At 59.8% G+C, this 24,346-nt stretch carries 21 protein-coding genes; 9 read left to right on the top strand and 12 right to left on the bottom strand.

What is annotated here, in order from left to right:
* Nucleotides 1–91 precede the first annotated feature (91 nt).
* Together fdhA and WHX55_RS28605 are read left to right on the top strand one after the other, a co-directional pair.
* Entirely contained in the window at nucleotides 92–1,291 is a 1,200-nt protein-coding gene (gene fdhA / locus WHX55_RS28610; RefSeq protein WP_150756169.1) for a formaldehyde dehydrogenase, glutathione-independent, read from the top strand.
* A gap of 270 nt (nucleotides 1,292–1,561) precedes the next feature.
* Entirely contained in the window at nucleotides 1,562–2,116 is a 555-nt protein-coding gene (locus tag WHX55_RS28605) for a DUF2780 domain-containing protein (protein WP_150756168.1), read from the top strand.
* A 1-nt stretch (nucleotide 2,117) separates the two neighbouring features.
* On the opposite strand, the gene WHX55_RS28600 is transcribed toward WHX55_RS28605, so the two are convergent.
* Nucleotides 2,118–3,005 (bottom strand): acyltransferase, encoded by an 888-nt coding sequence (locus WHX55_RS28600; protein ID WP_353741710.1) that lies wholly within the window; start codon nucleotides 3,003–3,005, stop codon nucleotides 2,118–2,120.
* Between the two features lie 164 nt (nucleotides 3,006–3,169).
* On the opposite strand from WHX55_RS28600, the gene WHX55_RS28595 reads away from it, so the two are divergent.
* From WHX55_RS28595 to creD, 4 genes are all read left to right on the top strand, one after another.
* Nucleotides 3,170–3,676, top strand: coding sequence for an ATP-dependent zinc protease (locus tag WHX55_RS28595; protein WP_353741709.1), 507 nt, complete (start codon nucleotides 3,170–3,172; stop codon nucleotides 3,674–3,676).
* A gap of 59 nt (nucleotides 3,677–3,735) precedes the next feature.
* Nucleotides 3,736–4,416, top strand: coding sequence for a two-component system response regulator CreB (gene creB / locus WHX55_RS28590; protein WP_353741708.1), 681 nt, complete (start codon nucleotides 3,736–3,738; stop codon nucleotides 4,414–4,416).
* Nucleotides 4,416–5,834 carry a two-component system sensor histidine kinase CreC gene (creC, locus tag WHX55_RS28585; RefSeq protein WP_353741707.1) on the top strand — a complete coding sequence of 473 codons (1,419 nt, stop codon included), beginning with the start codon at nucleotides 4,416–4,418 and terminating at the stop codon, nucleotides 5,832–5,834. The genes creB and creC overlap by 1 nt, the downstream gene beginning before the upstream one ends.
* A 94-nt stretch (nucleotides 5,835–5,928) precedes the next feature.
* Nucleotides 5,929–7,299: a cell envelope integrity protein CreD gene (gene creD, locus WHX55_RS28580; RefSeq protein ID WP_353741706.1), complete on the top strand. Its 1,371-nt coding sequence runs from the start codon at nucleotides 5,929–5,931 to the stop codon at nucleotides 7,297–7,299.
* A gap of 181 nt (nucleotides 7,300–7,480) precedes the next feature.
* Here the strand turns inward: creD and WHX55_RS28575 are convergent, their stop codons facing one another.
* The 8 genes from WHX55_RS28575 to WHX55_RS28540 form a co-directional block, all read right to left on the bottom strand.
* Entirely contained in the window at nucleotides 7,481–8,110 is a 630-nt protein-coding gene (locus tag WHX55_RS28575; RefSeq protein WP_353741705.1) for a glutathione S-transferase family protein, read from the bottom strand.
* A gap of 178 nt (nucleotides 8,111–8,288) precedes the next feature.
* Nucleotides 8,289–8,468 carry a hypothetical protein gene (locus tag WHX55_RS28570; RefSeq protein WP_353741704.1) on the bottom strand — a complete coding sequence of 60 codons (180 nt, stop codon included), beginning with the start codon at nucleotides 8,466–8,468 and terminating at the stop codon, nucleotides 8,289–8,291.
* Nucleotides 8,465–9,595, bottom strand: coding sequence for a PepSY domain-containing protein (locus WHX55_RS28565; protein ID WP_353741703.1), 1,131 nt, complete (start codon nucleotides 9,593–9,595; stop codon nucleotides 8,465–8,467). Before WHX55_RS28565 ends, WHX55_RS28570 begins: the two co-directional genes overlap by 4 nt.
* A 72-nt stretch (nucleotides 9,596–9,667) precedes the next feature.
* Nucleotides 9,668–12,103, bottom strand: coding sequence for a TonB-dependent siderophore receptor (locus WHX55_RS28560; protein WP_353741702.1), 2,436 nt, complete (start codon nucleotides 12,101–12,103; stop codon nucleotides 9,668–9,670).
* A gap of 243 nt (nucleotides 12,104–12,346) precedes the next feature.
* Entirely contained in the window at nucleotides 12,347–13,321 is a 975-nt protein-coding gene (locus WHX55_RS28555; RefSeq protein WP_353741701.1) for a FecR family protein, read from the bottom strand.
* The gene (locus tag WHX55_RS28550) at nucleotides 13,318–13,836 is read right to left on the bottom strand and encodes an RNA polymerase sigma factor (RefSeq protein ID WP_150759051.1); all 519 of its coding nucleotides are present in this window, start codon (nucleotides 13,834–13,836) and stop codon (nucleotides 13,318–13,320) included. Before WHX55_RS28550 ends, WHX55_RS28555 begins: the two co-directional genes overlap by 4 nt.
* 226 nt (nucleotides 13,837–14,062) lie before the next feature.
* Nucleotides 14,063–14,770 carry a 3'-5' exonuclease gene (locus WHX55_RS28545; RefSeq protein WP_353741700.1) on the bottom strand — a complete coding sequence of 236 codons (708 nt, stop codon included), beginning with the start codon at nucleotides 14,768–14,770 and terminating at the stop codon, nucleotides 14,063–14,065.
* Nucleotides 14,767–16,707 carry a DUF294 nucleotidyltransferase-like domain-containing protein gene (locus WHX55_RS28540; RefSeq protein ID WP_353741699.1) on the bottom strand — a complete coding sequence of 647 codons (1,941 nt, stop codon included), beginning with the start codon at nucleotides 16,705–16,707 and terminating at the stop codon, nucleotides 14,767–14,769. Before WHX55_RS28540 ends, WHX55_RS28545 begins: the two co-directional genes overlap by 4 nt.
* A 253-nt stretch (nucleotides 16,708–16,960) precedes the next feature.
* Here WHX55_RS28540 and WHX55_RS28535 point away from each other — a divergent pair, with 253 nt between their 5' ends.
* Nucleotides 16,961–17,419: a response regulator gene (locus WHX55_RS28535; RefSeq protein ID WP_150725159.1), complete on the top strand. Its 459-nt coding sequence runs from the start codon at nucleotides 16,961–16,963 to the stop codon at nucleotides 17,417–17,419.
* Nucleotides 17,420–17,780: 361 nt separating this feature from the next.
* Nucleotides 17,781–18,692 carry an EamA family transporter gene (locus WHX55_RS28530; RefSeq protein WP_150725160.1) on the top strand — a complete coding sequence of 304 codons (912 nt, stop codon included), beginning with the start codon at nucleotides 17,781–17,783 and terminating at the stop codon, nucleotides 18,690–18,692.
* A 74-nt stretch (nucleotides 18,693–18,766) separates the two neighbouring features.
* Here the strand turns inward: WHX55_RS28530 and WHX55_RS28525 are convergent, their stop codons facing one another.
* Nucleotides 18,767–20,944: a malate synthase G gene (locus tag WHX55_RS28525; RefSeq protein ID WP_353741698.1), complete on the bottom strand. Its 2,178-nt coding sequence runs from the start codon at nucleotides 20,942–20,944 to the stop codon at nucleotides 18,767–18,769.
* 577 nt (nucleotides 20,945–21,521) lie between these two features.
* Between WHX55_RS28525 and WHX55_RS28520 the strand changes: the two genes are divergently transcribed.
* Nucleotides 21,522–22,040, top strand: a complete 519-nt coding sequence (locus WHX55_RS28520) for a glycine cleavage system protein R (protein WP_150756155.1) — start codon at nucleotides 21,522–21,524, stop codon at nucleotides 22,038–22,040.
* 215 nt (nucleotides 22,041–22,255) lie between these two features.
* Here the strand turns inward: WHX55_RS28520 and rarD are convergent, their stop codons facing one another.
* Together rarD and WHX55_RS28510 are read right to left on the bottom strand one after the other, a co-directional pair.
* Nucleotides 22,256–23,143 (bottom strand): EamA family transporter RarD, encoded by an 888-nt coding sequence (gene rarD, locus WHX55_RS28515; protein WP_095944919.1) that lies wholly within the window; start codon nucleotides 23,141–23,143, stop codon nucleotides 22,256–22,258.
* Nucleotides 23,144–23,354: 211 nt separating this feature from the next.
* Nucleotides 23,355–24,329: a serine/threonine protein kinase gene (locus WHX55_RS28510; RefSeq protein ID WP_150725163.1), complete on the bottom strand. Its 975-nt coding sequence runs from the start codon at nucleotides 24,327–24,329 to the stop codon at nucleotides 23,355–23,357.
* Nucleotides 24,330–24,346 lie beyond the last annotated feature (17 nt).

Raw genomic sequence — 24,346 nt, 5'->3', positions numbered from 1 at the left:
CAACACAAGACACACAGGCAATAACCCGAGCACTTAACGCGCTGCCTGCCTGGGCAACGCGGTTCCATAAAAACAACAGCGAGGTGAAAGCATGTCTGGCAATCGTGGTGTGGTGTATCTCGGCGCTGGCAAGGTCGAAGTGCAGAGTATTGACTATCCGAAAATGCAGGACCCGCGTGGCAGGAAGATTAACCACGCCGTCATCCTGCGTGTGGTTTCCACCAACATCTGTGGTTCCGACCAGCACATGGTGCGCGGTCGTACCACCGCTCAAACCGGTTTGGTGCTGGGCCATGAGATCACCGGTGAAGTGATCGAGAAGGGCAGCGACGTCGAGAACCTGAATATCGGCGACCTGGTGTCCGTACCGTTCAACGTGGCTTGCGGGCGCTGCCGTTCCTGCAAAGAAATGCACACCGGTGTTTGCCTGAGCGTCAACCCGGCGCGTCCGGGTGGCGCTTATGGTTATGTCGACATGGGCGACTGGACCGGCGGCCAGGCCGAATACGCCATGGTGCCGTATGCCGACTTCAACCTGCTGAAACTGCCGGACCGCGACCGGGCGATGGAAAAAATCCGCGACCTGACCTGCCTCTCGGACATCCTGCCGACCGGCTATCACGGTGCCGTGACCGCTGGCGTCGGCCCGGGCAGCACCGTGTACATCGCCGGTGCCGGTCCGGTCGGTCTGGCGGCGGCCGCATCCGCTCGCCTGCTGGGTGCGGCGGTGGTGATCATCGGTGACGTCAACACCGTTCGCCTGGCCCACGCCAAGGCTCAGGGCTTCGAGATCGCCGACCTGTCCCTGGACACACCGCTGCACGAACAGATCGCCGCACTGCTCGGCGAGCCGGAAGTGGATTGCGCCATCGACGCCGTCGGCTTCGAAGCCCGTGGCCATGGCCATGACGGCGTGAAACACGAAGCCCCGGCCACCGTACTCAACTCGCTGATGGGCGTGGTGCGTGTGGCAGGCAAGATCGGCATCCCCGGCCTCTACGTGACCGAAGACCCGGGCGCTGTCGACGCTGCCGCGAAAATGGGCAGCCTGAGCATCCGCTTCGGCCTGGGCTGGGCCAAGTCCCACAGCTTCCACACCGGCCAGACCCCGGTGATGAAGTACAACCGCCAGTTGATGCAGGCGATCATGTGGGACCGCATCAACATCGCCGAAGTGGTGGGCGTTCAGGTGATCAGCCTGGATCAGGCGCCGCAGGGGTATGGCGAGTTTGACGCGGGCGTGCCGAAGAAGTTTGTGATCGATCCGCACAAGATGTTCAGCGCGGCGTAAGTCTTCAGGCCAAACAAAACGGCGACCTTCGGGTCGCCGTTTTTGTTTGGATATCTTTTTCAAACGGCTGCCAAGGTCTCTGGTTCAATACTGGCCCCGACGGCTGCTCAGTGGTGCCATTCATCGCGTGGCACCCGGTGTTTCACGTTTCATCTACCTGACCTGTGTAAAAACGGATGCGCGGCAAGGAACATGATTGAGGATGCCCGGTCAAACCGGGAGTTTTACCGCCGGTTTTCGGATGGTTTCATGGCACAAGAGGATGTCTGGATGAAGATTTCATGCGGTATTGCACTGGCTTCGCTGTTGGCACTGTCCGCCAGCCCGGCCTTTGCACAGTTCAGCCTGAACGACGCGGCCAATGCGATTTCGGGCATGAAGGGCGGTGACGCGGCCGCGACTGCCGAACCGACGCCGCCGACAGCCGACCTGCTAAGCACCCTCAGTGAATTGAACATCACCCCACAACAAGCCATCGGCGGCGCTGGAGCGATGTTGGGGCTGGCGAAGAACCAGTTGAGTTCGACCGACTACTCGGAACTGGCCAAAAGCGTGCCGGGCATCGACATGCTCTCGGGCGGCGGTGAGTTGGGTGCACTGGCCGGTCTGCTCGGCTCCAGCGGTAAAGCTGCAGGACTGGACAATGCCCTGGGTAACGTCAAGAACACCAACGACCTGAACAACGCCTTCAGCGCCCTGGGCATGGACAGCGGCATGATCGGCCTGTTTACCCCGGTGCTCCTGCAATACCTCGGCCAGCAGGGCGTCGGCGGTTCGCTGCTGAGCAGCCTGGGCGGGATCTGGGGTGCCGGCACTGGTAGCTGATTCAGCGGCGCCCGGCGCGCAAGGCGTCGATGCGCTGATCCTTCTCGATCCAGAGCTGGTTGACCCAGTTCTGGGTTTTTTCGCGAAACAGCGGATCGTTTTCGTAATCGCCCTGCCACAACGCCGGGTCGAGTTCGCGGGTCTGGATATCGATGATGATCCTCGGCACGTTACCGCTGATCAGATCCCAGAAGCCCGGAATCGTTGGCTGCGGATAAACCACCGTCACATCAAGAATTGCATCCAGTTGTTCGCCCATGGCTGCCAGCACAAACGCCACGCCGCCGGCCTTGGGTTTGAGCAAATGGGTGAACGGTGATTGCTGCTGAGTGCGTTTGGCCGCAGTGAAGCGCGTGCCTTCCAGATAGTTGACCACGGTCACCGGCTGACGCTTGAACAGCTCGCAGGCTTGTTTGGTGATCTCCAGATCCTTGCCCGCCAGCTCCGGATGTTTGGCCAGGAAGGCTTTGCTGTAGCGCTTCATGAACGGATAATCCAGCGCCCACCACGCCAGGCCGAGGAAGGGCACCCAGATCAGCTCTTTCTTGAGGAAGAACTTGAAGAACGGCGTGCGCCGGTTCAGCGTCTGGATCAGCGCCGGGATGTCGACCCAGGATTGATGGTTACTGATCACCAGATACGAGGTATCACGACGCAGATCGTCACCGCCACGGATGTCCCATCGGGTGGGGATACACCAGCGGAAAATCAGCTTGTCGATTTCCGACCAGGTCTCGGCGATCCACATCACCGACCATGAGGCGTAATCGCGAAAACGGCCGGGCAGAACCAGTTTGAGCAGGGCAAACACCATCAACGGCCCGATCAGGACCAGGGTATTGAGCACAAGCAGCAGGGTCACGAAACAGCCGGTGAGCAGGCGGCGCATAAGTCACTCGTGGAAACGGTTGGGCGCGCCATGATAAGCAGCTTCGGGTGGCAGGCCAAATCGGTGCTGACGAATGTTTCACTTTTGGGTCGGTAACCTTGTGGGAACGATCAAGCGAACGACGGTCTAAAATCCGACTGCTCATTCTCATGGAAACCCATTACGTGAAATCCCTCCTTGCAGTGTTCTCCCTCATCGCCCTGCCGGTCATGGCCGCCGAGCCGACCCTCTATGGGCGTTACGAATATATCGCCCTGCCGGAAATCGGCGGGAAGGTCCTCAAGGCGAAGATGGACACCGGCGCCCTGACCGCGTCGCTGTCGGCCAAGGACATCGAAACCTTCAAGCGTGACGGCGAAGACTGGGTGCGTTTCCGCCTCGGCACCAAGGATGCTGGCAACCAGGTCTACGAGCACAAGATCGCGCGCATCAGCAAGATCAAGAGCCGTTCCGAAGAGGAGGAGGATGACAGCGAAGTGGTCGCACCCACCAAGCGTCCGGTGGTCGATCTGGAGCTGTGCCTGGGTAACGTCAAGCGCACGGTCGAGGTCAACCTGACTGACCGCAGCAGCTTCAACTACCCGTTGCTGATCGGCGCGAAGGCATTGCGTGAGTTTGGGGCGGCGGTGAATCCGGCTCGGCGGTTTACGGCGGATAAGCCGGATTGCTGATTGACGAGGTGTGAGGCTTGGGGCACCGTTCGCCCACATCCCTGCCGGGCTCGGACGCCATGCCTCATATCCTGATTGTCGAAGACGAAGCGGCCATTGCCGACACCCTGGTATTCGCCCTGCAAGGCGAGGGCTTCACCACCACATGGCTGAGCCTCGGCGCGGCGGCGCTGGAGTATCAGCGCCAGAGCCCGGCGGATCTGATCATTCTCGATATCGGCCTGCCGGACATCAGCGGCTTCGAAACCTGCAAGCAACTGCGGCGCTTCAGCGAAGTGCCGGTGATGTTCCTCAGCGCCCGGGATGGCGAGATCGATCGCGTCGTGGGCCTGGAAATCGGCGCCGACGATTACGTGGTCAAGCCGTTCAGCCCTCGGGAGGTGGCGGCGCGGGTCCGGGCGATTCTCAAACGCATGGCGCCGCGCACGATGAGCGAACCGTCGACGACGCTGTTTCACATCGATAGCGAACGTGTGCAAATCAGTTATCGCGGTCAACTGCTGACCCTGACCCGCCATGAATTCCGTCTGTTGCAATGCCTGCTGGAGCAGCCCGAGCGCGTTTTCAGTCGCGAGCAGTTGCTCGATGCCCTGGGCGTGGCCGCCGACGCCGGTTACGAGCGCAGCATCGACAGCCACATCAAGAGCGTGCGCGCCAAATTGCGACTGGTGAAAGCTGACGCCGAGCCGATCCAGACCCACCGCGGCCTCGGCTACAGCTACAGCCCGGGACAAAGCTGATGCCGTTGGGAATCCGGATTTTCCTGGTCTACGCACTGTTCATCGGCCTGGCCGGCTACTTTGTGCTCAACACGGTCATGCAAGAGATCCGCCCCGGCGTTCGCCAGTCCACCGAAGAAACCCTGGTCGATACCGCCAACCTGATGGCCGAGATCCTGCGCGACGATTTCAAGGTCGGCAGCCTCAACCAGAACCGCTGGCCGGAGTTGCTCGAGGCCTATGGTGAGCGACAGCCCGGAGCGAAAATCTGGGGTTTGCCAAAGAATCAGGTCAACCACCGCATCTACGTCACCGACGCCAGGGGCATCGTCGTGCTGGATTCCAGCGGGGCGGCGGTGGGGCAGGATTACTCGCGCTGGAATGACGTCTACCTGACCCTGCGTGGCGAATACGGCGCTCGCTCCACGCGCAATGACCCGAACGATCCGGGGTCTTCGGTGATGCACGTCGGCGCGCCGATTCGCGACAACGGCCAGATCATCGGCGTGGTCACCGTGGCCAAGCCCAACAGCTCGTTGCAGCCTTATGTGGATCGTACTGAGCGCCGGTTGCTGGCTTATGGCGCCGGGTTGATCGGCCTCGGTTTGCTGTTCGGCGCGTTGTTGTCCTGGTGGCTGAGCCGTGCCCTGCGAAGATTGACGGCGTACGCCCAAGGCGTCAGTGAAGGCCGGCGGGTTGAAGTGCCGCATTATCGCGGCGGTGAACTGGAGCAGTTGGCCACGGCGGTGGAGCAGATGCGCACGCAGCTTGAAGGCAAGGCTTACGTCGAGCGATACGTGCACACCTTGACCCATGAACTGAAGAGTCCGCTGGCGGCGATTCGCGGTGCGGCGGAGTTGTTGCAAGGCGAGATGCCGTCGGCCCAACGACAGCGGTTTGTCGGCAATATCGACAGCGAAAGTGCGCGCATGCAGCAGTTGATCGAGCGGCTTTTGAACCTGGCGCAGGTCGAGCAACGCCAGGGCTTGGAGGAACGCGTCGATGTGCCGCTGGGCGCATTGGTGAGCGAGTTGCTGAGTGCTCAGGCGGCGCGAATTGAAAGTCGTCAGTTGCAGGTGGAACAAAGCATTGCAGCGGATTTGATGCTCAGTGGTGAGCCGTTTTTACTGCGCCAAGCGCTGGGCAACCTGTTGGAAAACGCCCTGGATTTCACCCCGGTTCAAGGCCTGCTGCGCCTCAGTGCCCGGCGAGTTGGCGAGCAGGTCGAGTTCAAATTGTTCAATCAGTCCGAAGCCATTCCGGACTATGCGTTGCCAAGGCTGAGCGAGCGGTTCTACTCGCTCCCGAGACCGGACAGCGGGCGCAAAAGCACCGGGCTTGGGCTCAATTTTGTCGAAGAGGTGGTCAAGCTGCATGGCGGGACGATGAGTATTGGTAATGTCGACGGCGGTGTGGAAGTGACAGTGCACCTGCCTTAGGACCGGTCCAGTCTTCACAAAGTCTCCACACTCCCTCCATTCATTCCTCACACAGCCAACCCAGACTTTCCCCATCCAAAACAGGGAGAGTCCCATGAACCGTAGCCTTACCCTAAAACTCGGGGCAATTGCCCTGTTGATCCTGTTGTTGCTGGTTCCACTGCTGATGATCAACGGCGTGATCCAGGACCGCCAGCAACTGCGCGACGGCGTGCTCGAAGACATTGCCCGCAGTTCCAGTTACAGCCAGCAATTGAGCGGGCCGCTGATGGTGGTGCCGTATCGTAAAGTCGTGCGCACCTGGAAGATCCACGAAAAAACCAACAAGCGTTATCAGGAGATCGGTGAGGAGCGCGGTCGGTTGTATTTTCTGCCGGAGCGCTTCGAAGTCGACGCAGACGTTCAGACCGAACTGCGTTCCCGAGGTATCTACCAGGCGCGGCTGTTCCATGCCGACAACCGCATCAGCGGCCACTTTGCCCTGCCGGTTCAACTGGGCATCAAGGAAGATTTCGCCGACTACCGATTCGACCAGCCGTTCCTCGCCGTTGGTATCAGCGACATTCGGGGTATCGAAAACGCCTTGAAGCTTGAACTCAACGGCCAGAAACTGGATTTCATTCCGGGCAGCCAGGTGGGCTGGCTGGGTGAGGGCGTTCACGTGACCCTGCCGGCGTTGGAGACAAAGCAGGCCACGGAGTTGGCCTTCGGTTTTGACCTGAAGCTGCAAGGCACTGGTCAGTTACAGATCCTGCCGGTGGGCAAGACCAGCAAAGTTTCGCTGAATGCCAACTGGCCTCATCCAAGCTTCATCGGCAACTACCTGCCGGCCCAGCGCGAGATCACTGATCAAGGATTTACCGCCCATTGGCAGACCTCGTTTTTCTCCACCAACCTGCAAGAAACCTTGAACAGCTGCGTGTCCCGCGGCGGTTGTGAGGCGTTGTCTGGCCGCAGCTTCGGCGTGGGCTTCATCGACCCGGTGGACCAGTACCTGAAAAGCGAACGGGCGATCAAATACGCGCTGCTGTTCATCGTCCTGACCTTCGCCGGATTCTTCCTCTTCGAAGTGCTCAAAAGCCTGGCCGTGCACCCGATGCAATATGCGTTGGTAGGTGTGGCACTGGCGTTCTTCTATCTGTTGTTGCTGTCGTTATCCGAGCATATCGGCTTTGCCCTGGCGTATCTGTTGTCAGCCAGCGGTTGTGTGTTGTTGATCGGGTTCTACGTTTGCCACGTGTTGCGCAGCGTGCGACACGGGCTGAGCTTTTCCGCGGGATTGGCGGCGTTGTATGGGCTGCTCTACGGGCTGTTGAGTGCAGAGGATTACGCGCTGTTGATGGGCTCGCTGCTGCTGTTCGGCTTGCTGGGCGTGTTCATGGTGCTGACCCGCAAGCTGGACTGGTACGGGGTTGGGCAAAAAACGCCGAAACCTTTGGACTTCGATATTGGAGCGGTGCAATGAGCCGGTCGGTGGGGTTGCGGGAAGACCAGCGAGAGGGGAGGGTGTTGGCGACGCTGATTGCCGGGTTGTTTGCGCTGGATCCGTTGTGGTGCCATCGCGAGCAGGCTCGCTCCCACATGGGACCGCAGTCAAAGGTGGGAGCGAGCCTGCTCGCGAAGGGGGCGGAGCAGTCAGCGAAGATCTAAACCTTCGGCATTGTCGCAATCATCGAAGGCCGCTGACTGACCTCGAAATACCACGCCGCCAACTGCGGGGTCGCTGTGCGCCAGTCCAGATCCGGATGGCGCAGGTCCAGGTAACCCAGTGCACAGGCTACGCTGATCGCGGCTACGTCGAAGTGGCAGGTCAGCTCGGCAATCGCGTCCTTTTCCAGCAAAGCCAGGGCGCGACGGATCTTGTCGCGCTGGCCGTCGAGCCATTCGTCCCAGTGTTTTTCCGGGGCGCGCAGGGCGACTTCGTAGCGCACCAGTACGGCCGCGTCCATGATCCCGTCGGCCAGCGACGCGAGGGTCAGGCGCCGCCAGCGGGCCGAACCTTCGCGGGGGATCAGCGGGTTGCCAACGTGCTGGTGATCGAGGTAGTCGAGGATGACCCGGCTGTCGTGGATGACATTGCCATCGGCCAGGCGCAGTGCCGGGATTTTACTCAGGGGGTTGTCGTCGATCAGGCTCAGATCCGGGTTGACCGGGGAGAGCACGCTGGTCTGCAACGCCACGCGGTTCTGCTGGCCGGTTTCGTGCAGCAGCACCATGACTTTGCGAACGAAGGGGGAAAGCGGGTTGTGGTACAGGGTCATGCTCGGGGCGGACATGGCAGTGTCTCGGTCGGTGGCAGTGTCGGGCAGCATAGCGCGTTGATGCATTACCTCAAACCGAACCCTGTGGGAGCGGCGGTGCGACGATTCGACTTGCTCGCGAAAGCGGTGTGTCAGCCAACATTGATGCTGAGGCTGACGGCCTCTTCGCGAGCAAGCCCGCTCCCACAAGGGATCAGCGGCGTTGCAGGAGGCCACGCAGCCCCAGAATGGCCGGGATGCCCAGCCCCAACCAGCTAAGCGAATCCCAAACACCATCCCCGAGCAACGCGGCAAACAACCCTGCCGCGCTGAGCACCGCGATGACGGTCGGAATGGCAAACACTTTCCAGAAACTCGACTGCCGGGGCTTCATGCCACGCTCTCCGCTTTTTCCAGCACAGGCCTGGCCGCCTTGCGCCGCACCACCCACAGGTAGACCCCGCTGCCGAGCACGATGATGGTCAGCACATCCAGGGTCGCCCAGAGGATTTTCATCGGCATGCCGCCGTAGTCACCGAAGTGCAGCGGTTGCGACATGCCCATGGCGTCCATGTACCACGGTCGTTCGGCCACGGCGGTGACTTGCAGGGTGCTGGCGTCGATCAGTACCGGCGTCAACAGGTGCGAGGTCAGGTGCGTGCTGCCTTTCATGAACACCGCGTAATGGTGCTCGCTGGAAAACCGCGTGCCGGGGAAGGCGATGAAGTCCGGCTGCATGCCCGGTGCGACTTCCTTGGCGATGTCGAGCAAACGGGTGGCCGGCGCGAGTTGCGTCAGCGGTGGCGCATCGCGGTACGGTGCGATCATCGCGCTCAGGCTGTCGTTGCGCCAAGCGGCAATGATCAGGTCGGCGCAGGCACTGATCACACCCGTCACGCCGACCACCAGGGTCCAGGTCAACGTCACCACGCCGATCAGGTTATGCAGGTCGAGCCAGCGCAGGCGCGCGGATTTGTCCTGGCGCACGGTGGCGAACTTCAAGCGACGCATGAACGGCAAGTACAACACCGTGCCGGAGACAATCGCCACCACGAACAGAATCCCCATGAATGCCAGCAGCAACTTGCCCGGCAAGCCGGCGAACATGTCCACGTGCAGGCGCAGCATGGTCATCATGAAACCGCCGTTGGCCGATGGCGTCTCCAGCGCTTCGCCGGTACGGGCGTCGAGCATGAAGGTGTGGGACGAATTCGGCTCGGTGCCCGCGGTCGCGGCCATGATGGTCAGCACCGCGTTGGGCTCATCGTCCTCGAAGCCGAAATACTGCATGACTTCGCCGGGGCGATGCTTCTCGGCCGCTTCCACCAGCTGCTGCAAATTCAGGCGCGGGGTGTCCGCCGGCATTTCCTTCACGTCAGGCGCATCGCCCAGCAAGTGGTCGATCTCGTGGTGAAAGATCAAGGGCAGGCCGGTCAGTGCCAGCAGCAACAGGAACACCGTACAAATCAGGCTGGTCCAGGTATGAACAGCGGACCAGCGGCGAATTGTTTTACTTTTCATTTCATAGCCTTCAGAAAAACCAAAGCCGTCCACGAAGGACGGCCTGGTCATTGGGCGTGTCAGCTCAACGCGTTACCACTTGTAGGTTGCACTTGCGACGACACTGCGCTGGTCGCCGTAGTAGCAGTAGTAGCTGTCGCAAGTCGAGATGTAGTCCTTGTCGAACAGGTTGGTTGCGTTAACGGCCAGCGAAGCGCCTTTGAGGCTGTTGTCCAGGCGACCGAGGTCGTAGTGAACCACTGCGTCGAACACCGTGTAGGCGTCGGCCTTGCCCAACCAGGTGTTGGCCTGGTCGCCATAGGTATTGCCGGTATAGCGCGCGCCGGCACCGATGCCGAAGCCGTCCAGCACGCCGTTGTGCCAGGTGTAGTCGCCCCACACCGACGCTTGCTGGTTAGGCATCAGTTGCAGGCGATTGCCCTTGTAGATGCCCTCTTGCACTTCGGATTTGGCCAGGGTGTAGGCAGCGGTGACCTTGAGGTTTTCGGTCACGTCGGAAACGGCTTCCAGCTCCAGGCCTTTGACTTTCACTTCGCCGGTCTGGCTGGTGACTGTCACGTTGCCCACGTTGTTGGTGACGGAAACGTTTTTCTGGGTCAGGTCATACACAGCCGCCGTCAGCAGGGTGTTGCTGCCCGGTGGCTGGTACTTGATCCCCAGTTCCCATTGCTTGCCTTCGGTCGGCTTGAACGACTCGGTCGGCGAGGCGACGGCATTGCTGGTCGGCTGGAACGATTCGGCGTAGGACAGGTAGGGCACGAAGCCCGAGTCGAACACGTAGCTGATCGCTGCGTTGCCGCTGAAATTCTTGTCGCGTTCGGTGTTGGTGGCATCGCCCTTGTTGAAGAACGTGGTACCGGTGTGGACCCAGTCTTCACGACCGCCGAGGGTCAGGCGCCATTGGCCGAGGGCCATCTGGTCCTGGATGTACAGGCCGGTCTGCTGGGTTTTCTGTTCGTAGTCGTAGAACGCCGTGGAGCGTGCCGGACGTTCGATCGGCAAACCATAGATCGGGTCGTTGACGTTGATGTCTGGTGCGGTGCCGAAGATCGAGAGGTAGTTGGTGGTGTTGCGTTGGTGATCCAGGCCGATCAGTAGGGTGTGACTGACGTCGCCGGTGACGAAGTCGCCCTGGAAGTTGTTGTCTACGGCGAATTGGGCGATGTCTTCGTCGACATTGGTGGTGCCACGGCCGGTGTTGCCCTGATCGTCAACAATAGACCCGTAAGAGGGGCCGTAGCTATTGACGGTCACGGCCTGGAACGACAGCTCCGACTTGGTGTAGCGCAGGTTCTGCCGGAACTGCCAGACATCGTTCAGGCGGTGTTCGAAGGCATAACCCAGCGCGTAGTAGGTGCGGTCGTAGAAGTCGTAGTTCGGGTCACCCAGGTTCTTGTGGTGGGAGATATCGCCGAACGGCATGTCGATCTTGGTGCCCTGGATCGGATAGAACTGACTGGTGATACCGGTATCGTCACGGGTGAACTGCGTGAGCAGGGTGAATTTGGTGTCATCGTCGATGTTCCAGGTCAGGCTGGGCGCAATGTTGTAGCGCTTGTCATCGATGTGGTCGATGGGCGTGCCGCCGTCGCGCAGCACGCCGCTGAGGCTGTACAGGAACTGGCCTTCGTCGTCGATCTTGCCAGTGCTGGCGAAGTTGATCTGGCGATGATTGTCGCTGCCGTATTGCAGTTGGATCTCACTGCTGGCTTCAGCGCTTGGGCGGCGGCTGACCATGTCCAGCAGGCCGCCCGGCGGGGTCTGGCCGTACACCGAGGAGGCCGGTCCGCGCAGCAGCGCCAGGCGGTCGAGGTTCCAGGTTTCCTGTTTCGGGTTGGAGTACACACCTTTTGGCAGAGGCAGGCCGTCGAGGAATTGAGTCGGCTCGAAACCCCGCACGCGCAACCAGTCGGCGCGGGTGTCGCTGCCGAAGCTGCTGGAGGTGATGCCCGGCAAGTAGCGCACGGCATCGTCGAGGGTGTGCGCGTTGCGGTCGTCCATCTGTTCACGAGTGACGACCGAAATCGAACGCGGCGCCTCGACCAGCGCGGTATCGGTCTTGGTGCCGGCGGCGGTGCGCTTGGCCAGGTAGCCCTGTACCGGGCCCCAGGCGCTTTCAGTGTCTTGCACGCCGATCACGCTGGTGGCCGGCAGGTCCATCACACCCTCGGGCACGGCCACCAGGCTATAGGTGCCCGCACTGCTCAGCTCCAGTTGCAGCCCGGTGCCACGCAGGGCTTCGCGCAGGGCGCCGGATGCGTCGAACTGGCCTTTGACCGGCGCCGAGGTCTTGCCCGCCGCCAGGGATGGATTCAGCGACAGGGCCAAACCGGCCTGGCTGGCAATCTGGTTCAGGGTGTTGGCCAACGGCGCGGCCGGCAGGTTGTAGGCGCGGACGCTGGACACCTGTTCAGCGGCGACCAGTTGGCTACTGGCCAACGGGGTGCAAAGGCCAATGGCGACTGCCAGCAAACTGCGGCGCAACAGGGAGTCAAGCGAACGAGGCATACAGCGGCTCCTGAATGGAAACATTTCTCAATTGCCTGTGTGCCGAATGAAAATCAAAAAGTGATAGGGGTGGATGAAAATAATTTCGATTCAGAAGTCGGTTGCGGCTGGTATTGGGTCAAACCGGTTTTTGCGGGGAGTCGAACGCCGTCATCGCGAGCAAGCTCGCTCCCACATTTTGAAATGCATTCCAATGTGGGAGCGAGCTTGCTCGCGATGACGGTTAATCAGACACAAAGCATTTCAGGGTTTGGTATCAGCCTTGGCCACGACCTTCACCCACCACTGCGTGTGCTGTTCGATCTGCACCGGCAGGGTCGGCAGCAGGGCGTTGAGTGCCAGGTCAGTGTCGCGCAGCGGGAAGCTGCCGGTGATGCGCAGGTCGGCCACTTCCGGCGCGACCCCGACGTAACCGTTTCGATAGCGACCGATTTCATGCACCAGATCTTCCAGCCGGGTGTTGTCCACCACCAGCATGCCGCGGGTCCAGGCATCCGCGCCGAGGTTGACCGCCAGAACCGGGCCCAGGCCATTGTTGCGGATCAGCACCTGCTGGCCTTCGCGCAGAATCTGTTCGTCAGGGTTGGACTCAGGGTGAACCGCCACCGCCGACTGCAGGACGCTCAGGCGCGTTCCGTCTTCCTCGCGCTTGACCAGAAACCGCGTACCCAGCGCACGCATGCTGCCTTCGCGGGTTTCAACGATGAACGGCCGGGGATCGCCATGGCCGGTTTCAACCAGGATTTCGCCTTCCTGAAGCACGATGCGCCGCTGCTTTTCATCGAAACGCACATCCAGGGCGCTGTGGGTATTGAGATTGATCAGCGTGCCATCAGCCAGGCGCAAGGTGCGCTGCTCGCCAACGGCGGTGCGCTGGTCGGCCAGCCAATAGTCGATCGGCAGGTAACGATCCCCGGCGAAAAGGGCCAGGCCGATCACTGCAACGACACTGGCGACACCGTTGCCAAGCGTGCGCACTCGCCGGCGAATGCCTTCGCGCGATTGCAGCAAGGCCGTGCGGGCCGGGCCGCTGGCCACGCTGAAACGCTGGTCGAGCATGCCCAACTGGCGCCAGGCGCGGGCGTGCTCTTCGTGGGCAGCGTGCCACTTGGCGAACTCTTCGCGCTCTACCGGGTTGGCGGAGTCCATGGACAACTGCCAGGCAATCGCCGCGTCCAGCACGTTGGCCGATACCGGTTTGGAACTGAGTGGATTCATGTCGGCTCACCATACAGTGCGATGTAGCACTGACGAATGCCTTGGGCCAGGTACTGGCGCACCCGCGGCACCGACACACCGAGGCGCTCGGCGATTTCTGCGTGGCCGAGGCCGTCGAGACGATTGTAGAGAAACGCCGCTCGGGCCTTGCTGGAGAGCTTGCCGAGCAAACGGTCGATGTTTTTCAGGTCTTCGAGGATCATTTGCTGTTCTTCCGCCGACGGTTGTTCGGCTTCGGGAATCAGCATCAGCTCGGTGAGGTAGGCCTGTTCCAGCGCGGCGCGACGGAAATAATCGAACAGCAGGCCCTTGGCGATCGCCACCAGAAACGCCCGCGGCTCGCGCGGAACCTTCAGTTCCTCTCGACCCAGCAAACGCACGAAAGTGTCCTGGCTCAGGTCTTCGGCCCGCTGCGGGCAGGCGACGTTGCGTCGAAGCCAGGCCAATAGCCAGCCGCGATGGTCGCGATATAACGCACCGACGAGCTCACTTTGAGGGCTTGGGACTGACGACACGCCGCATCACCGATTGGGAAATATTAACTAACGAGAATTGTTCGCGATTGTGGCAGAGGCGAGGGAGGTAAGCAATTGGCGTTGGTCGGGTGGGAATTAGGCGACGACCCCTGTAGGAGAGAGCCTGCTCGCGAAAAATCATCTGACACCTCGGTCTCGCCAGAAAAGCGTGTCACCGTTGACGATTTTCGCGAGCAGGCTCGCTCCTACAGGGATGGCGTATGGGTCAGAAGGAAGGCGCCTGCTGCCGACGTTTCCACTGACTCAATCGCTGTTGCAGATTCAACGGGCTATGAATCTGCAGCTGCCGCGCGCGGCTGAACAGAATCAGCATCAGTTCGGCGGTGGCCAGGGCGTCGGCGCTGGCGTGGTGGCGCTCGAAGACTTCGAGTTTGAACCAGTCGATCCAGTCGTCCAGCCCGGCCTCGCGAATGTGCGCCTGGGGGCATAGCAGCGGCGCAATGTCCGCCACGTCCAGAAAGGCATGCTGCAACTTGTAACCCAGATGATCCTTCAGTGCGCGCCCCAACATATGCTGGTCGAACGGCGCATGAAAGGCCAAAACCGGGCTGTCGCCGACAAACTCCATGAATTCGAGCAGCGCCTCGGCTGGATCACTGCCGGCAGCAATTGCACTAGGGCCCAAGCCGTGGATCAGCACGCTGGGGCCGAGTTTGAGTTCCTCGCATTGCAAGGTTCGCTCGAACTGTCGGCTGAAATCGATCGCGCCATCCTCGATCACCACGGCACCGATGGACAGTACCCGGTCCTTGTTCATATTTAGCCCGGTGGTTTCCAGGTCGAGCACTACCCAGCGCTGCTCGCGCAGGCTGCAATCACTCAATCCGGTGACCGTCGGCAGGCGTTGAAGGCGTTGCTGCAGGTCGGCGGACAAGCTCGGGCCGGCCGGGCGCAGCCATGAAAACAGGCTCATAACTGATACCGCAAGGCCAGGCTGCTTTGCAGACGCTGTGCCTGGCGCAGGGACTCACGCAGGATGCGCCGGTCCAGATGATTGAGGCTGTCGGGATCGACCCGGTTCGAGTAAGGAAAATTCTCCCGGGTCTGTAGTTGATGTTGCTGCATGCGGGTTTGCTGGATGAAGTGATAGGCTTCTTCGTACGCGGCGCCATCCAGGGGGGCGATGATCTCCTTTTCGACCAACTGGCGAAAACGCTCCAGCGTGTTGTTCGCTTCGATACCGTGGACCAGAGCCAGCAACCGGGCGCCATCGACAAAGGGTGCCAAGCCCTGAATCTTCAAGTCCAGGGTGGCCTTCTCGCCATTTTTGCGCGCCAGCACGAATTCGCGGAAACGCCCTACGGGCGGGCGATTGCGCAGCGCATTCTCGGCCATCATGCGCTGGAACAAACGGTTGTCGCCGACCTGATCGAGAATGCCCCGACGCAACTGCTCGCAGCCTTGCTCGCTGCCCCAGACCACGCGCAAATCGAAATAGATGCTCGAACCCAACAGGTTCTCCGGGGTGGCCTCGCGGATAAACGCTGCAAAGCGCCGCGCCCATTCGGCCCTGGACAGGCACAGCTCGGGGTTGCCGGCCATGATATTGCCCTTGCACAAGGTGAAGCCGCACAGCGCCAGGCTCTGGTTGATCTGCTGGGCAATGGGCAGCAGCTTGCCGCGAATCTCGGCGGCATGGGCCGCATCCCTGGCTTCGAACAGAATGCCGTTGTCCTGATCGGTGTGCAGGGTCTGCTCGCGACGGCCCTCGCTGCCGAAACACAGCCAGCTGAACGGCACGCCGGGGTCGCCTTTTTCGGCGAGGGTCAGTTCGATCACCCGGCACACGGTGTGGTCGTTGAGCAAGGTGATGATGTGGGTGATCTGCGTCGAAGACGCGCCGTGGGCCAGCATGCGCTCGACCAGTTGACCGATTTCGCCCCGCAGCGCCACCAGGTTTTCCACTTTCTGGGCATTGCGGATAGTGCGCGCCAGGTGCACCAGGTCGACCCGTTGCAGGGAAAACAGATCGCGCTCGGAAACCACGCCGCACAAGCGTTGGTCCTTGACCAGGCAGACATGGGCAATGTGACGCTCGGTCATGGCAATCGCCGCGTCGAATGCACTGTGATCCGGCGACAGGAAGAACGGCGCCCGGGTCATGTACCCTTCGATGGCTTCGTTGAAATCACTGCTGCCGTTGGCCACTGTCTGACGCAGGTCACGCAGGGTGAAAATTCCCAGTGGCGCCTTGAGCTCATCGACCACCACGATGCTGCCGACCTGTTGTTCATGCATCAACGTCACGGCTTCGCGCAATGGCGTCTGCGGGGCGCATGTCACCGGGTGGCGCATGGCCAATTCGCCCAGTCGGGTATTGAGCGAATATTGGGTGCCCAGGGTTTCCACGGCTTTTTGCTGCACTTGCTGGTTGACCTGATCCAGCAGGCTGCTGACGCAGCGCAGGGCGAAGTTGCGGAAGGTGTCCGATAGCGAAAACAGGCGGACGAACGCCGGTTTGTTCAATTGCAGGCAGAAGGTGTCTTCGCCGGCCAGGTGCTCGGTGCGGGTCGCTCGTTCACCCAGCAATGCCGCGAGGGGGAAACACTCGCCGGTGGTGATCTCGAAGACCGTTTCGGTGCCACCTTTTGCCGTATGCGGACGCTCGCCTACGACCCGGCCTTGCTTGACGATATAGAAGTGCTCGACCGGCCCGTCGGCGGGTTTGATGATGCTCTCGCCGGGGGCGTAAAAACGCAGCTGACATTGCTCGACCAGATACGCCAGGTGAGCGTGTTCCATCTGGTTGAAGGGCGGGAAGCGCTGAAGGAATTGCAACGTGCCCTGGATGTTCTGCAACACCGCGGTTTTCCCTGCCTGTGTGAAGGCGTCCGCTTTACTCATAACCATTACCGCAGTCTTTTTTGAATTGTTGTAGTCGGATGACATGGACATGGTCGACCCCTGCGGTCGGGGTGCCCATTGGACGTAAGTCTAGGTAGGCAATCAGGGTGATGGAATGTCGGAAAAACCTTACGCAACTGTGAGAAAAACCTCTCTATCCTGCTATTGGAAAAATATCCGACGGGGTGCACATTGATAGTTCGCTGAGCGATGTCTCACCGCTGTGCCAGGGAATTGTATTGAACATATAGGGAAAGCCATGCCTGACCACGACATTTTGAGTGACGCCGAGCGCGAAGCGCTAAGCGCCGTCATGCTGGAACCTGACCTGCCGTCGCAACGGGTGCTGATCGTCGATGACGATAAAGACGCCCGCGAGCTGCTGTCAGATATCCTCGCGTCGGAGGGTATTCGCTGCAAGACAGCAGCCAGTGGCGAATCGGCACTCAAGATCCTGGTGGCCGAGGCAGAGATCAAAAAGCCCACGATCGGTTTACTGATCACCGACCTGCGGATGGGCCGCGTTGACGGTTTGGAACTGATCCGTCAGGTACGCGAATCGGTAAGAGCGGCATTGCCGATCATCATTGTCTCGGGTGACGCCGACGTGAAGGATGCGATCGCCGCGATGCATTTGAGCGTGGTGGACTTTCTACTCAAACCGATTGATGCCAGTCATCTGCTGACACTGGTAAAACGCGAATTGGGCATTAAATAACTGGGCGCCTGTAATTGTTAGTTACAGGCTGGAGTTGTTTTGGTGGGTTTAACTTGTAATTAAGTTTATCTAATTGGTCTGCGAAAAGGCTACTCACAAATAGCTTGTTTCTTCTTTCGATTATTCAGTTATCGTTCAGTTCTTGAAAGCCAATGCAGGCATCTACTTGATGTTGTACTTGGTTTAATAAAATCTGTCGTAGCACTATCCGGGTTACCAGTTTGGCACTCCGCTTTTTAGTGGCTTGAGTATGCCGATGGTTGTCGTGTATTCAGTCTGCGGCTAGTTCCTGTGGATAAAATACCGACAAAGGTCATTGCTCTTCCTGGATTGTGTGGTTGTGTGTCGCTATGAGGACGGTATGATAAAGAAAATTGAATTTCGCGATCTTGTACTTATTGTCGGTGTGACAGTCATGTGGGGCAGTAATTTTACGGTCATTGATATCAGTCTAGACGGTATCGATCCGTTCATATTGACAGCGTTGCGCTTTACTTTCTGTGCATTGCCACTGGTGTTCTTCATCCCGAAACCGAAAGGTGTCAGTACTTTTGTAACTATCGTCTACGGTTTGTTGTTTGGTATCGGAATGTGCTGGCTGATGAACTACGGCATGTTTCTTGGCGTCAGTGCCGGCGTAACATCTTTGCTCTTGCAATTCAGTGCTTTTTTCACGGTCATCTGGGGAGTACTGCTGTTTGGCGAGAAAATGACGGCAATACAAGTGGCCGGCATTCTCATGGCGTTGGTGGGGCTGATGTTCATTATTCATGTAACACACGGTGATGCCGAAAGCTTTGGACTTTTTCTGGTACTGCTCGGCGCATTGTTCTGGAGTCTTTGCAATGTGCTGGTCAAGAGAAGCAAAGTGGCTGATATATTTTCCTTTGTCGTTTGGTCGAGTCTGTATGCAACACCGCCTCTATATCTGATGACTTACTGGGTCAAGGGCGCAGCCCCTTTCCAGTCGTTGCTAACGGACATAACTGCTCCAGTGCTGGCATCTGTCCTGTTCCAGGCCTATGTGGCGACGGTATTCGGGTATTGGGTGTGGAACCGAATGATTGAGAAATATCCGGCGAGCCAGGTTGCACCGTTGTCAGTGATTGTTCCGATATCGGGTATCTTGACCTCGTGGTATGTGCTCGACGAACCCATTGGTGGCGAAAAACTGTTTGCGCTCATCATCACGGTCCTTGGAATTGCCTTGTTCATGAATGCAACGAGAATAGGCCGTCACATCGCTGCAAACGCGTTGCGTTTCAGGAGATAGTTCTGCATTTGCAGGACGCAGAAACAAAAATCCCCCGGTTCTTCAACCGGGGGATTGCTGTGGAGGGAGCTGGTTTACAACCCGTTCTTCGCCTTGAACTCGCGACGACGACGGTGCAGGACCGGCTCGGTGTAGCCGTTCGGCTGCCTGGTGCCTTCGATCACCAGTTCGACCGCCGCCTGGAAGGCGATGTTGCTGTCGAAGTTCGGGGCCAGCGGACGGTACAGCGCGTCGCCGGCGTTCTGACGGTCAACCACCGGCGCCATGCGCTTGAGGCTTTCCATGACCTGGTCTTCGGTGACGATGCCATGGCGCAGCCAGTTGGCGATGTGCTGGCTGGAAATACGCAGCGTTGCACGGTCTTCCATCAGGCCTACGTCGTTGATGTCAGGCACTTTCGAACAACCAACGCCCTGGTCGATCCAGCGCACCACATAACCAAGAATGCCCTGTGAGTTGTTGTCCAGTTCGTTCTTGATCTGCTCAAAGGTCCACTGCGGGTTCACCGCCAGCGGGATGGTCAGGATGTCGTCCACCGAAGCGTGGGCACGTTTGGCCAGTTCGGCCTGACGGGCAAACACGTCAACCTTGTGGTAGTGCAGCGCGTGCAGCGCAGCAGCGGTCGGCGATGGTACCCAGGCGGTGTTGGCACCGGCCATCGGGTGAGCGATTTTCTGTTCGAGCATCGCCGCCATCAGGTCAGGCATGGCCCACATGCCTTTACCGATCTGTGCGCGACCTTGCAGGCCGGTGCTCAGGCCGATATCGACGTTGGAGTTCTCGTAGGCGCCGATCCATTTTTCCGCCTTCATGTCCGCCTTGCGCACCATCGGGCCGGCTTCCATGGAGGTGTGGATTTCATCGCCCGTGCGGTCGAGGAAACCGGTGTTGATGAACACCACGCGCTCACTCGCAGCCTTGATGCAGGCCTTGAGGTTGATCGTGGTACGACGCTCCTCGTCCATGATCCCGACTTTGAGGGTGTTGCGCGGCAGGCCCAGCACGTCTTCGATGCGACCGAACAGCTCGTTGGTGAACGCCGCTTCCTCAGGACCGTGCATCTTCGGCTTGACGATGTAGATCGAGCCGGTGCGGGTGTTTTTGCGCGAGGTGTTGCCGTTCAGGTTGTGCATCGATGCCAGGCAAGTCACCAGGCCATCGAGAATGCCTTCCGGCACTTCGTTACCTTGACTGTCAAGGATCGCGTCGATGGTCATCAGGTGACCAACGTTACGCACGAACAGCAACGAACGACCGTGCAGGCTCAGTTCACTGCCATCGACCGCGGTGTAGGTGCGGTCGGCGTTCATGGTGCGGGTAAAGGTCTGACCGCCCTTGGCGACATCTTCCGACAGATCGCCCTTCATCAGGCCGAGCCAGTTGCGGTAGATCACCACTTTGTCATCGGCGTCGACGGCGGCAACCGAGTCTTCGCAGTCCATGATGGTGGTCAGCGCCGCTTCCATCAGGATGTCTTTGACGCCGGCCGCGTCGGTCTGGCCGACCGGGGTGCTGGCGTCGACCTGGATTTCGAAATGCAGGCCGTTGTTTTTCAGCAGGATCGCGGTCGGTGCAGCGGCATCGCCCTGGTAGCCGATCAGTTGCGCATCGTTGTGCAGGCCGCTGTTGCTGCCGCCTTTAAGGGCGACCACAAGTTTGCCGTCGACGATCTTGTAACCGGTGGAGTCGACGTGGGAGCCGGCCGCCAAAGGCGCCGCTTCGTCGAGGAAGGCACGGGCGAAAGCGATGACCTTGTCACCGCGCACCTTGTTGTAGCCTTTGCCTTTTTCCGCGCCGTCGGCTTCGCTGATGGCGTCGGTGCCGTAGAGCGCATCGTACAGCGAACCCCAGCGGGCGTTCGAGGCATTGAGTGCGAAGCGGGCGTTCATCACCGGCACCACGAGCTGCGGGCCGGCCATGCGGGCGATTTCTTCATCGACGTTTTGCGTCGTTGCCTGGAAATCGGCCGCTTCTGGCAGCAGATAACCGATGTCTTGCAGGAAGGCTTTATAGGCCACGGCGTCGTGCGTCTGACCGGCACGTTCCTGATGCCAGGAATCGATTTGAGCCTGGAAATCATCGCGTTTGGCGAGTAGGGCTTTGTTCTTCGGCGCCAGGTCATGGATGACCTTGTCGGCACCGGCCCAGAACTTATCGGCGGTGAGGCCGGTACCGGGAATGGCTTCGTTGTTCACGAAGTCGAACAGGACTTTGGCGACCTGCAGGCCACCGACTTGAACGTGTTCAGTCATTGCTTGCCTCACTCTGCTCAGCTATTTCGCTTTTCAGCTCTTCAATTTAACAATGAAGCCGTTGGCCATTTAAACCACAAACCCCTCTACCAGTACATGCCCATGACGGGCGGCTGGGTTGGGACCAATCAACGGCTTGGGGCCTTGCTGACAGGGCTTTCAGGGTTGCGAACGTGCCTGCGGCAGACATCGATCCAACGTTATGTAGTGCGCGCTGCGGCATACTACATGATGAATTGCGGTTGTGAAAATTAGACTAATTACGTCGTTCTGCGACCCCATGACGCATTGCGGTCACGTCGGGGAGCGTGATGTTCTCAAAAAACCATTGGATTGTTCCAGTTAAATATCAAAAGTTGTACACATTATCTTTGGTGCTCTGCTATGGGGCGACGCATTTCTGTGGCGAGGGAGCTTGCTCCCGCTCGACTGCGCAGCAGTCGTAAAAGGCATTGGGCTCGCTTTGCAAGCCAGCGGGAGCAAGCTTCCTCGCCACAGAAAGCAATGCCACGCTGAATGGCTCCCCTTGCCTATACTTGGTTCTCCATAACAAAAGTCATGACAAGAGGGCTGCGCCATGGACCACCTCGTACTCACTGTTTTTGCTCCGGACAAGCCCGGGCAAGTCGAGCGCATTGCCCAATGCATTGCCGAGCACGGCGGCAACTGGCTGGAAAGCCGCATGTCGCGCATGGCGGGACAATTCGCCGGGATTCTTCGAGTGGGGGTGCCGGCCGAGGCCTACGACGAATTGGTCGATGCCCTGCAGGGCTTGTCCGTCCAGGGCATTCGCGTGTTGATCGCTGAAAGCGGTATCGAACAATCCTGTACCTGGAAACCGATCGCCATGGAACTGGTGGGCAATGATCGCCCGGGGATCGTGCGTGACATCACGCGCTTGTTGAGTGAGCAGGGGGTGAATCTGGAGCGACTGGTCACCGAAGTGCGTCCGGCACCGATGAGCAGCGAGCCGTTGTTCCATGCCGAAGCGATTCTCGCGGTCCCGCTGACGCTGTCGCTGGACGTACTGCAATCGCGCCTGGAAACCCTGGCGGACGACCTGATGGTCGAGTTGGTGTTGCGCAGTGAACCCTGATCAGGTTATCCAAGTTAAACGTGCACCCGCCTGTGGATAACCTGTAGAGACACCCCGCCAGCCCACGCCGGCCGGGGTTCTTCAGAGTCTGATCAAAAAACCAGCAGTTTCAGCCACTTGCGCACAATCGGCGGGGATCACGCTGTGGATAACCTTGGGAAGGAATGATGCAGACCACGGGAGACGTGGTCTGTAGAGTTTTGTGTGTTTTTTGATCAGCTGCGGCGGCGCAAACTTATCCACGCATCGATGCTGTAAACCGCCAGGCCGGCCCAGATAAACATGAACGCTACCAAGGTGCTGGACGACAGGTGTTCGCCAAACAGCAGGACCGCTTGCAGCAGTACCAGTGTCGGCGCCAGATACTGGAGAAAGCCCAATGTCGTGTAGGGCAAATGCCGTGCAGCAGCGTTGAAGCAGACCAGCGGCACCAGCGTGATCGGGCCGGCGGCGACCAGCCACCAGGCTTGGGACGTGGTCCAGAATTCGGCCTGGGCGCTGCTGGCCATCGGATTGAGCAGCAACCAACCGAGGGCAATCGGCACCAGCATCCAGGTTTCCACCACCAGCCCCGGCAGCGCCTTGACTGGCGCCTGCTTGCGAATCAGGCCATAGAAACCGAAGGTCAGTGCCAGCACCAGCGACACCCATGGCAGGCTGCCGACTTGCCAGACCTGCTGTGCCACACCGACAGCTGCCAGACCGACGGCAATCCATTGCATGCGCCGCAGCCGTTCGCCGAGGATCAGCATGCCCAGCAACACGTTCACCAACGGGTTGATGTAGTAACCGAGGCTGGCCTCCAGCATGCGTCCGTTGTTCACCGACCAGACGTAGGTCAACCAGTTGGCCGCGATCAGCGCACCGCTCAGGGCCAGGATCGCCAGGCGCCGCGGGTTTTCCCGCAGCTCGCGCCACCAACCTGGATGCTTCCAGACCATCAGCAACAAGGCGCCGAACAGCGCCGACCACAGCACCCGGTGGATGATGATTTCCACGGCGGGCACGCTGGCGATGGCTTTGAAGTAGAGGGGGAAAAGTCCCCAGATGATGTAGGCACTCAGGCCTAGAATGTACCCGTGGCGCGGGTTGGCGGCTTGCATGCAGAATCCTTGCTTAGGCAGCTAACAAAGAGGGGATTGTAAGGAGATTTGTCTGCGAATGTCCTGACTGAATAGGTAGGTCATTTGTGAACATCGGTCTCTGTAGGAGCGAGCCTGCTCGCGAAGAACGCAAGGGCAATGCGTTTATCCAGACAGCACGCGTTATCGTTGACGTCCATCGCGAGCAGGCTCGCTCCTACAGGGGGGGGAGTCAGAAGAGTTTCAGTGGCTCTTCCTGGAGCGCCGCCAGTTGCTCGCGCAACGCCAACACCTGATCCCCCCAATAACGCTCGGTGCCGAACCAAGGGAAACTGCGGGGGAAGGCCGGGTCTTCCCAGCGGCGGGCGAGCCAGGCGCTGTAGTGCATCAGGCGCAAGGCGCGCAGCGGTTCGATCAAGGCGAGTTCACGGGGGTCAAAGTCGTGGAACTCGTTGTAGCCGTCCATCAGTTCCGACAACTGGCTCAGGCAATCCTGACGATCGCCGGCGAGCATCATCCAGATGTCCTGCACCGCCGGACCCATGCGGCAGTCGTCGAGGTCGACGATATGGAACATCTCGTCGCGGCACATCATGTTGCCGGGGTGGCAGTCACCGTGCATGCGGATGTTCTGGTGCGGCGTGTTGCTGTAGGCATCTTCCACACGCTTGAGCAGATCGCGGGCCACAGATTCGTAGGCCGGCAGCAGGCTGCGGGGGATGAAATTGCCGTCGAGCAACGTGGCCAGCGAGTCATGGCCGAAGTTTTTCACCGCCAGTGCTTCACGGTGCTCGAACGGCCGGGTCGAGCCGACCGCATGCAGGCGCCCGAGTAACTGGCCCAGGCGATACAGTTGGTCGAGGTTGCCCGGCTCCGGCGCGCGGCCGCCACGGCGGGGGAACAGGGTGAAGCGGAAACCGTTGTGTTCGTGCAGGGTTTCACCGTTGTGGATCAACGGCGCCACGACCGGCACCTCGCAGTCGGCGAGTTCGGCGGTGAACTGGTGCTCTTCCAGAATCGCTTCGTTGGTCCAGCGTTGCGGCCGGTAGAACTTGGCGATCAGCGGCTCGGCGTCTTCGATACCGACTTGGTAGACGCGGTTCTCGTAGCTGTTGAGGGCCAGGATGCGCGCGTCGCTGAGAAAGCCGATGCTTTCGACGGCATCGAGCACGAGGTCTGGTGTGAGGGTTTCAAACGGGTGGGCCATGCTGACTCCTGCGCGCA

The organism is Pseudomonas fluorescens (assembly GCF_040448305.1).
Classification (GTDB): Bacteria; Pseudomonadota; Gammaproteobacteria; order Pseudomonadales; family Pseudomonadaceae; genus Aquipseudomonas; species Aquipseudomonas fluorescens_BH.
Note: the sequence above shows the minus strand (reverse complement) of the source record. Positions and strands in the feature narration are given on the sequence as shown.

Coding starts and splice junctions, on each gene's coding strand:
- fdhA (WP_150756169.1), top strand. CDS start 92: ATGTCTGGCAATCGTGGTGTGGTGTATCTCGGCGCTGGCAAGGTCGAA.
- WHX55_RS28605 (WP_150756168.1), top strand. CDS start 1,562: ATGAAGATTTCATGCGGTATTGCACTGGCTTCGCTGTTGGCACTGTCC.
- WHX55_RS28600 (WP_353741710.1), bottom strand. CDS start 3,005: ATGCGCCGCCTGCTCACCGGCTGTTTCGTGACCCTGCTGCTTGTGCTC.
- creB (WP_353741708.1), top strand. CDS start 3,736: ATGCCTCATATCCTGATTGTCGAAGACGAAGCGGCCATTGCCGACACC.
- creC (WP_353741707.1), top strand. CDS start 4,416: ATGCCGTTGGGAATCCGGATTTTCCTGGTCTACGCACTGTTCATCGGC.
- creD (WP_353741706.1), top strand. CDS start 5,929: ATGAACCGTAGCCTTACCCTAAAACTCGGGGCAATTGCCCTGTTGATC.
- WHX55_RS28575 (WP_353741705.1), bottom strand. CDS start 8,110: ATGTCCGCCCCGAGCATGACCCTGTACCACAACCCGCTTTCCCCCTTC.
- WHX55_RS28570 (WP_353741704.1), bottom strand. CDS start 8,468: ATGAAGCCCCGGCAGTCGAGTTTCTGGAAAGTGTTTGCCATTCCGACC.
- WHX55_RS28565 (WP_353741703.1), bottom strand. CDS start 9,595: ATGAAAAGTAAAACAATTCGCCGCTGGTCCGCTGTTCATACCTGGACC.
- WHX55_RS28560 (WP_353741702.1), bottom strand. CDS start 12,103: ATGCCTCGTTCGCTTGACTCCCTGTTGCGCCGCAGTTTGCTGGCAGTC.
- WHX55_RS28555 (WP_353741701.1), bottom strand. CDS start 13,321: ATGAATCCACTCAGTTCCAAACCGGTATCGGCCAACGTGCTGGACGCG.
- WHX55_RS28545 (WP_353741700.1), bottom strand. CDS start 14,770: ATGAGCCTGTTTTCATGGCTGCGCCCGGCCGGCCCGAGCTTGTCCGCC.
- WHX55_RS28540 (WP_353741699.1), bottom strand. CDS start 16,707: ATGGTTATGAGTAAAGCGGACGCCTTCACACAGGCAGGGAAAACCGCG.
- WHX55_RS28535 (WP_150725159.1), top strand. CDS start 16,961: ATGCCTGACCACGACATTTTGAGTGACGCCGAGCGCGAAGCGCTAAGC.
- WHX55_RS28530 (WP_150725160.1), top strand. CDS start 17,781: ATGATAAAGAAAATTGAATTTCGCGATCTTGTACTTATTGTCGGTGTG.
- WHX55_RS28525 (WP_353741698.1), bottom strand. CDS start 20,944: ATGACTGAACACGTTCAAGTCGGTGGCCTGCAGGTCGCCAAAGTCCTG.
- WHX55_RS28520 (WP_150756155.1), top strand. CDS start 21,522: ATGGACCACCTCGTACTCACTGTTTTTGCTCCGGACAAGCCCGGGCAA.
- rarD (WP_095944919.1), bottom strand. CDS start 23,143: ATGCAAGCCGCCAACCCGCGCCACGGGTACATTCTAGGCCTGAGTGCC.
- WHX55_RS28510 (WP_150725163.1), bottom strand. CDS start 24,329: ATGGCCCACCCGTTTGAAACCCTCACACCAGACCTCGTGCTCGATGCC.